The sequence below is a fragment of the Neobacillus drentensis genome (assembly GCF_036965425.1).
In the GTDB taxonomy this organism is placed as follows: Bacteria; Bacillota; Bacilli; order Bacillales; family Cytobacillaceae; genus Neobacillus; species Neobacillus drentensis_F.
The window spans coordinates 1-10330 of the sequence record NZ_JBALPP010000075.1 but is presented as its reverse complement, the minus strand read 5'-3'; the positions used below and the strand labels follow the sequence as shown (position 1 = coordinate 10330).

Genomic DNA, 10330 nt, shown 5'->3' with positions numbered 1-10330 from the left:
CTTTTATGATAATCATATTCTGAGATATCGTAATTGTCTTCTGTTTCTATTTTTGGGGTACATTCATCACAAGTTTCTTCTGATTGGTTATGCTCACATTGTTCAAATAATAGTTCCATAGTTTGTATCCCCTCTCCTATTTGTTACTTTTATTTTAATGTAAGCGATTTCATTTGTCAGGTGCTTTTTACTGGAAATTATTATTTTTTAATATTCATCCTTGCGAAAAGAGCCTTATGTAAAATAATAAGAGCATTGGATATGTCCAATGCTCTTTTTTGTATCTTTTGTATTATGCGTTCTCTATTAAAAAAAGAATGGGGAGAAACCAAATCCAACAAACGGGAAGAAAACAGGTGGTCTAAAAAACCGCGGTCTAAAGAACGGTCTTGGACCAAAAAAGCCAAATCCGTATCCATCATTTGAACTGGAAGAACTTAATTCCTCAATCTCAAGACCATCTTTCCTTACCTTTACGACTCTTCCAACTGACCATTCACCTTGATTATTTTTAAATTGAATCATTTTACCCTCTAAATGTTGTGCTTGTTTATAATTTAATTGCATCCAGATCCCTCCTTATTTGAACATACTTTAATGTATGGAGGATGTCTTTAATGTGTAAAGGCAAATAACCTAACCCTTGTCCAAAATTTATTTTTAATAATTCAGGACATATGTCCTTTCCAAGAAAATTCATCTGTCTTTTAATAAAGTGAGAAACAAGTCGAGGTGAGAAAAATATGAAAGGGATATTATTTGCCTTCTTAGGCGGAGCCTTTATTACACTCCAAGGGGTGGCCAATACTAGAATTAGCCAGGATATTGGTACATGGCAGGCGGCGACTATTACCCAGTTAACTGGATTTATCATGGCCTTGGTGATTCTAATATTCGTTCGGGACCGAAAATGGAAAAAATTTAAGCAAGTGAAACCTTTATATTTGGCTGGCGGGGCATTTGCTGCCATTGTTATCTTCAGTAATGTGACGGCAATTCAAAGAATAGGAGTTACTCTTTCGATATCCGCCCTCCTGATTGCCCAGCTGGTGCTGACCTATATCATTGACAGTAACGGATGGTTTGGCACAGTTAAGCAGAAGATAAAGCTGCCACAATTTATCGGCATTGGCCTGATGATAGCGGGTGTAGTGATTTTAAGATTTTAACTGAGGTGAGTCCGGAAAATGAAGGAAATTAATGACTTTGAACAAGTGAAATCATATTTGTCTGCTCATCAAATCGAATCGATATTTAATGAACAAATATTACCTCATTTGTCGCTCTACACCTTTGAACAAGGGGAATTCATTTGTTCCCAAGGGGATGCTTCCCAGTATTTGTACGTACTTGTTAAAGGGAAAATTAAAGTTTATACCACTTCAGCAGAAGGAAGAACCCTTATTCTTTCATTTAAGACACCACTTGAGGTAATCGGGGATATTGAATACGTGCAGGATATAAACATTATTAATACCGTTGAGGCCGTATCATCTGTTTATATGATCGGAGTTCAGTATCATTGGTTGAGAAAATACGGAAGAAATCATGCCCCTCTTCTGCAATTTTTACTAGATATCATTACTCAAAAATTTCACCTTAAAACCAATTCTATGAGCTTCAATTTATTGTATCCAGTGGAAGTGCGGTTCGCCAGTTATTTATTATCTGTCTCTTTTAATGAATCCGATTCTTTGAATAAAGAGCAGCTGCGGATCAGTATAAAGGATGCGGCGAACTTTATTGGAACCAGTTACCGGCATCTCAATCGGGTCATCGGTCAGTTTTGCACAGAAGGTTTAATTGAACGAAATAAAGGTTTCATTCTTGTTAAGGACGGAGAAGGATTACGGGCTCTTGCAGGCGATAATATTTACGAATAGACTTTTCGCGAGGAAGAATTTAATAATTAAGGAGTGGAAAAAATGATTCTTGGACTATTATTTTCAATTATTGCGGGTTCCTTGGTCAGTTTGCAAAATATTTTTAACAGTAAAGTAAATGAACGTGCTGGATCATGGGCAACCACAACTTTAGTTTTAGGATTAGGATTCCTGGCATCGCTGTCGATTGGTCTCATCTTCGAAGGAAAACAACTATTTGACCTCCAAAATATGAAGACCTGGTATTGGTTCAGCGGTTTAATCGGGGTGGGAGTGGTAACTAGTATTGTGCAGGGGATGAGGCTGCTTGGCCCAACGTATACGATTTCAATCGTTATGACATCGCAGCTCGGGTTTGCCCTATTAGGAGATTCCTTAGGCTTACTTGGTCTTACTCAGGTCCCATTTACTTTCAAGCAACTGATCGGTGTTCTGGTTATTGTTAGTGGTATTCTTGTATTTAAATTGGGTGGGGCTAATATAAAAGAAGGGGCAGCTAAGATGATTTCATAATTTGGCTGCCCAAATTTTTTATGATTAAAGGTAATTCCGCTAAATCATTGATTATAAAATCAGCATCTACATCGTTCCATGGGAAATCCTTTTTCCAGATTGCTTTCATCCCTACGTTCGGTGCAGCTTTAACATCAATCTTGAAGTAATTCTCCCCATGTTATTGCGGAAATATCAAATTCTTCGACTAATTGCTGATATACTTTATCTTTCCATACATACCCGCGGTTATCTAGTTCTATAAATCTTTTAATGTATTCCAATTTTGGTATATGAACCAACGCATTATTTAGTCGTTCGTATTGATCATCAATAAACTTTTAAACCGATCCATCACGGTCTAACAATGTTCCATCTAAATCGAAGATGACAGCTTTTATCAGTTTAACTCACCTCGCTAAACGACCAGTACCATTTTCCTCCATTATAACCCTAACACGTTCATCTAAAAAAAGAATTTCAAAATATACCCAATTTAAAAATCTGCAATGTTAAAATAATACTATATTGGAAATTAAATAGTCGGACTCCGAAATGGGGAGTTAAATTGGTCAAAAACAAGAAGTTTTTATTACTTGCTTTCTTTCTTTTAATTGCTTCTATGGTAATAAATTTTCCTTTCCCTCACGAAAAAACGTTTGGTGAGACTATGTCGATATTTAATATGTCAATCACCACGGTTAATGGAATATCAATTGTAGGAATTACTGCGCTTTCCTTATTTATTGCAGGTTTATTTTTCCTTGCAATATCATTGAATAAGTATCAAGGCAGGTTAATTTTTCTCGCCATATTTCTCTCTGTATCAACACCTCATTACTTTGTTGAATTATTTCAAAGAACTATTTCATCAGGGATTTGTGCGATTTCCTATGACGGAAATAAAAGTAGTTGCCGCTTTGAAATGACTAATAAAACAATATTGCACGGTGAGTGTGAGCTCCCTTTTGAAAATTACAGCAAGAATGATGTCCAATTCACCATCGAATTTTATGAAGAATATGCCTTCGAAGATGATGTTCGAATGTTATCTCTTATGAATAACAGCGCCCCCTATAAGGTTAGGTTGGGTGGGAAAGAGAGCAGACGTGTGCAGATAGAGACGAATATTGATGTCTCAAAAATGGCACACCACGTGGATAGCGGCGAAGCAAACGGGATAAATATTATCATCAAGTCGGGGAACCAGAGCAGAAAATTATGAGGAAAGATGTAAGAGCCTGAAACCTTTCAGGCTCTTATATTCATGGTTCATAATAACGTTTTTATTCATTAAATTCCACTATCATATTCCAGGATGTACCATCAACACCAATCTTTTTAAATCCTAAGCGTTTGTAGAGCGTTAAAGCAGGATTATTGGGATCAACGCTTAATGAAACTGCTCCAAACCCAGCCTTTTTCGTTATTCTTAGCATTTCCCCAAGCAGAGCTGTGCCTATTCCCTTACCTCTATATTCCGGAAGCAGTGCCATGCCTAGAAGCGGGGTTTGGCTATTGATGTATCCATATGTACTATTATTTTCATCGAATAATCGAACCCAAACTGCCCCAATTGGATTATTAGAGGCATCTATTGCGATTAAGGCTGTATCGCCTTTTCTCCCCCAGCCTTTTAAAGATTGTTGAATATTGGGTTCTATTAAGATGTCCCTAGAAGGCTGAGTCTCTCCATCAGGAATGAAAATTGCTTGGTATAACATTTCCCATAAAAAATCCTCGTCTGCTGGTGTGCCTATTCTAATATTATAGACGTTCGATTTTTTAGAAATTGCTTGTATTACTTGCTTCAATTCCTTTTCACCCATTGAAGATAATCTTAGACAATAGTCTTGAAAATCTAAATGAGCAGTAACGGGATTCGGAACAATCACACATTGGATGCCAGCGGCCCTCGCTGCTCTTAGTCCATTCAAAGAATCTTCAAAAGCAATAGCTTCTGAAGGTAATACCCCTAATTCTTCCACAGCTTTTAAATATAATTCCGGATTAGGCTTTACCATTGAAACATCATCACGTGTTTTAATTACATCAAAATACTGGATAATGTTGAGTTTGGTTAAAAACCCTTCCACCCATTTCCGGCTCGAACTAGAAGCTAACCCAATTCTAAGACCTAATTCCTTTGCTTCTTTTAAGTAATCCTCGACTCCTTCTCTTGCAGCCGGTTCACCCATTTTCACATGAAAAAGTTCATGGGCATTAGCTTCTATCACACTAGAATCAACCTGAATCTTTTGTTGTATGAAAGAAAAAAATTCCGTATCCTGCGTTCCAATAATTTTTGAGAATCGTTCCAGGGTCAACTCCATGCCGTGGCCTTCTAAAACTTCTCTATAGCTCTCAAACCAAATGGTTTCTGTATCAACAATTAAACCATCAAAATCAAATATAATTGCTTTCACTATTATCACCTCATTAATTTTAGACGCATTAACATGAAAAAAGGTTTACATTAAAGGAGCCGAAAGCATAAAACGGACGAGCTCTTCATCTTTTTAACATAATTTTTCATAACAAAAATACGTTTCATGCCCTAGGGGTTTGGTAGAAATAAAGATTTCCCCCTTCTTATTATACCCTTTAGTTTCATAGAATTTTAGGGCAAGGATTCCCAGCGAAGGCATCAAGGCTGATTCCTGTATAGCCTTGCTCCTGTGCAAGATATTCAGCAAACTCAAGTATTTTGCTTCCGTATCCCCCACCCTGAACATGGGGGTTTTAAAAAGTCTAATTTACATGACTCAAACATTTCTTCAATAGATGGCAAGTCTTCTATTTTTGCAATAGTTATATCCATTATCATCTTAAGGCTCCTTTAAAAATTTATCTATTATTTTATCTGTACCTTCATGTTTCCTTCAATCCAAGATGGAAAAAATTCAAGCTGTAAGGAGATCGGACTCATTTCATTTTTCAAACCCGGAATCGTAACCCCGAATTCTGCCTTTCCACCCTTTAATCCGGACGCCATGGAGGTTTCCGGGATTGTTATTTCATTCCCATTATGATCCCATGCAGTATTAAAAAGACCATAGTTGAATTCTTTTTCGGTTCGCATTTTAAAAAGGATGCGATTGCCTTCTACAACCAAATCGCTAAATCTATCTCCTTTTGGCTGCTTCAAAATTTGTTTCGTTTGCGTATTAACTATGACATTAGCCTCCTCTTTTTCAACAGCCTGAATTTTATTAATAGCCAAGTACAATTCTTTGGGTTCCCGGAAATAATTACTTTGCAAATACAAAATCGCTTCATCATCAGAAATCTTGCTTGCTGTTACACCATCAGATATTTTGTTCCAGGTTTCTCCATTTTCATCAACTAGACGAATGTCATCAAAATTTAATAGCTTTTTGGTGTTATGGGGATCCATTTTCACATGAACTGCTACTTTAACTGGATAAACGTCTGTTTCTAAAAATGTAATTTTTTGTCCTTCAATTGAAAATGTCTTATTCAATATATAAGTTTTTTTCTTTTGAATATCATTTTTAAGTTCAAAGGGAAGAGAGAAAGATTTGTCTTTATCGCTATTTATTTTTATTGAGAGTTTGAACTTATTCTCTTTAAGTGGTTTTTCAAATGAAAAATCAACGTTTCCGGTATAGACATTTTCTCCCCCACTTGTTTTATGGAGTTTCCCATTTCCGCCGCCGAGTCCAAAGTTCAGTTCTTTCCCATCACTGCCGAATAGTCGAGGTTCCTCGATAGGATAATCCTCTATGTTTTCTTTTGAGTGAATAGTATAAAAGACCACCAAATCATTTTCATCGGCTATCACTCCATCAATTGTAAACTTCATCCCATCTTTCTGTTGTGAAACACCCAGTTTTTCATAGTAATCATTTTCAATTGCCAGCATTTTTCCTTTATCATTCCGAATGAGTTCAACTAATTTTTCCATCCCTGGAAGGACTGTAATATAATCTGCAAATGCAGGAGACAGCCGGATGGACGTGAAAAATCCAATGAAAATAATAGCGGCGGCAGCAAGTGTAAATGACCATTTTTTTCGGCGCGTCTTCCGCTTTTTTTCTGCTTTTGCTTTTTGAAAGCCTGCCAAAATGGCACCATCCAACTTTTCCATCGAAATGGTAATGTTGTCATATTGATTCCTATATTCAGTTAATTTTGCTTCTTCCTTTTCAAACATGAAGGTCACCGCCCTTTCCTTCAAGCTTCTCCCGAAGAGCTTTCAATGCTTTGTTAAGCCACGTTTTTACCGTTCCTTCAGGACACTGCATTGTGCAGGCAATATCCTTAATTTTCATATCATTAAAATATTTTAACGTAAGAATTTCGCGTGAGCGCTCATCTAAGCCAAGCATGGCTTCTTTTAGCTCGATTTCACTTTGGTTAACATGTTCACCTTGAAGGCTTATGATTTCTTCATTAAATACCAATCTCTTTTTCTTTTTTAATTGATCGTTACAATAATTGATCATGATTCGAATCAGCCAAGTTTTGAAATAGGAAGAATCCCTCAAAGTGGCAATATTCTTATAAGCTCGGTATGTAACTTCTTGAACTGCCTCCAGCGCCTCTTCTTCGTTTTTCAAAAAAGAAAGAGCTGTTTTAAATAAGTCTATTTTGTATAAATGAATCAGCTTCAAAAAAGCAGAATCATCGCCTTTTACGGCTTTCTCCACTAATTGTTGATTCTCACTCAAGCTCCCGCCCCCTTTGCTTCCCCTGCTGTAACTACATATTAGACTATTAAGGAGAAAAAAAGTTTTATATGTAAAGAAATTATTTCGTTGCCTGGCACACTATCATCAAAAAGGCTGTTGATTTCGTTCATCAACAGCCTTTGTTAAAATGATTATTTAATTTTGATAATATCCTGATCGAAGCTTTCTACCCCTTCATCAAAAGTGAGCTTAGTTGTAAAACGGTAAGATATATCTTTTGATGAAACCGGGACCGATTCAGGCAGCTGAAAGATAAAATCCACTTTATTTGATGCTTCAGAGTCAATCCAAGCTGATAGCATAATTGTTGTGCTATCAATCACCTTTTCTATTCCGTTTGCCTGATCCATTAAGACCAAATCACAATCTATTTGTTTAATTTGCTGCTCGATTGTGCCGCCCTTAATTAAGAAATAACCGCCAACAGAATCGCCTGCTTTAAACGTGTCCTTTTGCAGGATAAGATCAATCTCCGCCGAACCGATGCCAACAAGCGACAAATATCTTCTAAGTATCAATTTTAATATCCTCCTGAATGATTTCATTATCGGATGAAACATTTCATTATATGCTTCTACATTTTTTTCATCCATCCGCTTTTCAATTATTTCGAGTTGATTCGTGTGGCGATTTCACGACAACGCCATCTTAACAAAAGGTCGAATCCATCTTCACAACTTCCACACAAGTTCCCCCTAATTTCTACATAAGTTTCTTTTAATATAAAGGTAACTTAATTAGGAAATAGGTTCTTGAACTCATTTCTTAAAACTTCCCATTTTGGATTGGTGCTAAGCACCAATCCATTTTTTTGGCGTATTTTGTTTTCCATATTTGGAAAAATAATAAAAAATTAATGGGGGATTAATTTGACAACTATATTTGAATCGCTAAAAGACTATTTGCAAATGAATTTAGATGATGAACCGAAGAATCCGCTTCACGTAGGAGAAGTGATGAGTTGCTGGTTGTATCTTACGATCATGGACGAATCCAGCGTTTTTCTGCAAGCAGGGTTAAATATGTCAACAGATGATGATGTAGTGAGGATTTTACAAGAAAGCTTGAAACAGTGTGATACACAAGGACAGAGATTTAAGGAATTTATGATAAAAGAAGGGATTCACTTACCGCCAACAAGCGAGCAGCGTCCTTTCTCTGACCCTGAGGCAGTTCCATTAGGCACGAAACTAACGGATGATGAGATCATGAACGGTGTAAGTATCAAAACGGTTGCGGCAATTGTTCACTGTGCTACTGCAGCCTCACAATCCATTAGAAATGATGTAGGTTCGTTGTTTACCCACGCGATGATTGAAAAGATGAAATTTGGTTCTTCTTTAAAGGAGTTAATGAGGAAAAGAGGATGGATTAAAGTACCGCCCTACTACTATCCACCAGGAAAACCCCGGGATAAGTCGTGAAAATAAGTCAGCCACCACAAATGTGATGGCTGACTTATTTTTTAGTAAACTCCTACCTGTGACCAAGCATTCGCGACAGCATTATATTGCGTGCTTCCGGTTCCGTAAAGGTCAGCAGAGGCCGCAAGCAAGGCAGCACGAGCATCGCTAAAATCGCTTTGTGGAGCTAGATAAACTGTTAAAGCACGATAATAGATTTTTTCTGCAACAGATGTTCCAAGGCTGTTAATCGTTAAATAAGCAGCTTTGTTTGGAATACCGCTGTTTGTGTGAACACCGCCGTTATCAGAAGTTGTATTCACATAGTTATTCATATGAGCCGGCTGTCCATAAAGAGTTGGATCGGATAAACTTCTCAACGCATCTCCAGACTTTTGCGGTGTATAAACATCCTCACCCATTAAATAATCGCCCTTATCAAGGAATACGCCGAATGTATCGGAAATAGACTCATTAAGTGCTCCAGATTGATTAATGTAATCCAGCCCTGCTGTTCTTTCGGTTACCGCATGGGTTAATTCATGGGCCACAACGTCAAGTGCGCCTGACAGCGGTCTAAACGTTACACCATCTCCATCGCCATATACCATTTGCTGGCCATTCCAGAACGCATTGTTGTAATTTCTGCTGTAGTGGACGGAGGAACGGATGGTTGCACCGTTATTATCAAAACTATTGCGGTTAAAAGTATTTTTATAGTAGTCATATACTTTACCAGCATAGTAGTTAGCGTCTACATCTGCACCTTGAGAAACGGCATTGAATTGATTATCAGGGTCAACAGAATAATTGCCTGGTAAAACGGTACGATTTTGTGCTGTTCTTGTCTCAATGACTCCAGTCATCGGTTTTGTTACATCATACAAATAATAAGTACTGTTTGAAAAATAAGTATTAAATGTTTTATAGTCTCCTAATACACCATAGCCAGATCCAGTTGTAGCCCCATCTGCTACTGCATTATAGGAATCTAGAATATTGCCATTGATGGCATCAACATAAACAACCCAGTTTGCCCCGTATGGCTGAATGAATTGAAGATTTGTTTTGTAGGCCAAATAAAAATCATTGGCTTTTTTATAAACGACTAATTCTGCTTTTTCAGCCGTATCTTCTACCTTTTTACCAGTAGGATCTACTTCTGCATTGGTTAATGTATCTTTCTTTGTCAGATTAATAGATTTCCAAGCCTTATCAAGTGCGTCAGCCTTGGATAGTTGTGCTTTAAGGGCACCTTTAAAATAGGAGGAAGCTTCTGGGAAGACGTCGCCATTTACAGCTGTTACGATGCCATTTTTATCGGTATGAACCTTGAATTTTGCGCCATCAACTGGAATGCCCTGGACAGACTGAACGAAATTATAGTGAGTGGTGCCAAGCTCGTCCTTTTGGACATCTAGTAAGGTCAAATCTTTATCTGCATCTAATTGGTAGAGTTCTTTATTTTCTTTTAAAAACTGCTTGACCGCAGCTTTATCGGTCAGTGACTTTGTTGATAGTTTTCCATGTACGAAAGACGGAACTGTTTGCCCCTTTTTCCAGTTCACCTTTGCTTCTTTACCAAATTGCGCTGCATCCTTTTTGACCATAACATTGTACGGAACCGCGCTTTGTGTTTGTGCCGCAGCAGTAATCGGCAATACTGCCCCAACAGTTAGTCCCAATGCCAGTACCAATGACGTTCTCTTTTTCATTCTTCCATCCTCCTAATAGATAAAAAGATTTGTTTGGAATTTAATAATAGCATGGTAAATCTATCTGCATTATTGGGAAAAAAGTGATTTCTACTGGTGACTCTGGTCAAGCCCCTAATAAA

The 10330-nt window shown here is 37.4% G+C and carries 11 protein-coding genes and 2 pseudogenes; 5 read left to right on the top strand and 8 right to left on the bottom strand.

Annotated features, from left to right (window positions below):
- Nucleotides 1-306 precede the first annotated feature (306 nt).
- Nucleotides 307-567: a hypothetical protein gene (locus tag V7161_RS18580; RefSeq protein ID WP_335714432.1), complete on the bottom strand. Its 261-nt coding sequence runs from the start codon at nucleotides 565-567 to the stop codon at nucleotides 307-309.
- A gap of 176 nt (nucleotides 568-743) precedes the next feature.
- Between V7161_RS18580 and V7161_RS18575 the strand changes: the two genes are divergently transcribed.
- Genes V7161_RS18575 through V7161_RS18565 form a run of 3 tightly spaced genes read left to right on the top strand, consistent with a single transcriptional unit; the run spans nucleotide 744 to nucleotide 2396 of the window.
- Nucleotides 744-1169 (top strand): DMT family transporter, encoded by a 426-nt coding sequence (locus V7161_RS18575; protein WP_335714431.1) that lies wholly within the window; start codon nucleotides 744-746, stop codon nucleotides 1167-1169.
- A gap of 18 nt (nucleotides 1170-1187) precedes the next feature.
- Nucleotides 1188-1883 carry a Crp/Fnr family transcriptional regulator gene (locus V7161_RS18570; protein ID WP_335714430.1) on the top strand — a complete coding sequence of 232 codons (696 nt, stop codon included), beginning with the start codon at nucleotides 1188-1190 and terminating at the stop codon, nucleotides 1881-1883.
- 42 nt (nucleotides 1884-1925) lie between these two features.
- Nucleotides 1926-2396, top strand: coding sequence for a DMT family transporter (locus V7161_RS18565; protein ID WP_335714429.1), 471 nt, complete (start codon nucleotides 1926-1928; stop codon nucleotides 2394-2396).
- Here V7161_RS18565 and V7161_RS18560 read toward each other — a convergent pair.
- A pseudogene (locus tag V7161_RS18560) lies at nucleotides 2380-2779 on the bottom strand (HAD hydrolase-like protein). The gene V7161_RS18565 and the pseudogene V7161_RS18560 overlap by 17 nt on opposite strands.
- A 164-nt stretch (nucleotides 2780-2943) precedes the next feature.
- Here V7161_RS18560 and V7161_RS18555 point away from each other — a divergent pair.
- On the top strand, nucleotides 2944-3600 hold the full coding sequence (locus V7161_RS18555) for a hypothetical protein (protein WP_335714428.1): 657 nt from the start codon (nucleotides 2944-2946) through the stop codon (nucleotides 3598-3600).
- A gap of 61 nt (nucleotides 3601-3661) precedes the next feature.
- Here V7161_RS18555 and V7161_RS18550 read toward each other — a convergent pair whose 3' ends face one another.
- The 5 genes and pseudogenes from V7161_RS18550 to V7161_RS18530 form a co-directional block, all read right to left on the bottom strand.
- A complete protein-coding gene (locus V7161_RS18550) occupies nucleotides 3662-4099 on the bottom strand; it encodes a GNAT family N-acetyltransferase (RefSeq protein WP_335714433.1) in 438 nt (145 codons plus the stop codon).
- Nucleotides 4100-4159: 60 nt separating this feature from the next.
- Nucleotides 4160-4801 (bottom strand): annotated as a pseudogene (locus V7161_RS18545) (HAD family hydrolase); the annotation flags it as partial.
- A 428-nt stretch (nucleotides 4802-5229) separates the two neighbouring features.
- Complete coding sequence (locus tag V7161_RS18540; protein WP_335714427.1) at nucleotides 5230-6552, bottom strand: DUF4179 domain-containing protein; 1323 nt, start codon at nucleotides 6550-6552, stop codon at nucleotides 5230-5232.
- Nucleotides 6545-7069: a sigma-70 family RNA polymerase sigma factor gene (locus V7161_RS18535; protein WP_335714426.1), complete on the bottom strand. Its 525-nt coding sequence runs from the start codon at nucleotides 7067-7069 to the stop codon at nucleotides 6545-6547. The genes V7161_RS18540 and V7161_RS18535 overlap by 8 nt, the downstream gene beginning before the upstream one ends.
- 152 nt (nucleotides 7070-7221) lie before the next feature.
- On the bottom strand, nucleotides 7222-7608 hold the full coding sequence (locus tag V7161_RS18530; protein ID WP_335714425.1) for a sporulation protein: 387 nt from the start codon (nucleotides 7606-7608) through the stop codon (nucleotides 7222-7224).
- 351 nt (nucleotides 7609-7959) lie between these two features.
- On the opposite strand from V7161_RS18530, the gene V7161_RS18525 reads away from it, so the two are divergent.
- Nucleotides 7960-8514 (top strand): DUF3231 family protein, encoded by a 555-nt coding sequence (locus V7161_RS18525; protein WP_335714424.1) that lies wholly within the window; start codon nucleotides 7960-7962, stop codon nucleotides 8512-8514.
- Nucleotides 8515-8555: 41 nt separating this feature from the next.
- Here V7161_RS18525 and V7161_RS18520 read toward each other — a convergent pair whose 3' ends face one another.
- Nucleotides 8556-10208 (bottom strand): M4 family metallopeptidase, encoded by a 1653-nt coding sequence (locus V7161_RS18520; RefSeq protein ID WP_335714423.1) that lies wholly within the window; start codon nucleotides 10206-10208, stop codon nucleotides 8556-8558.
- Nucleotides 10209-10330: the final 122 nt, after the last annotated feature.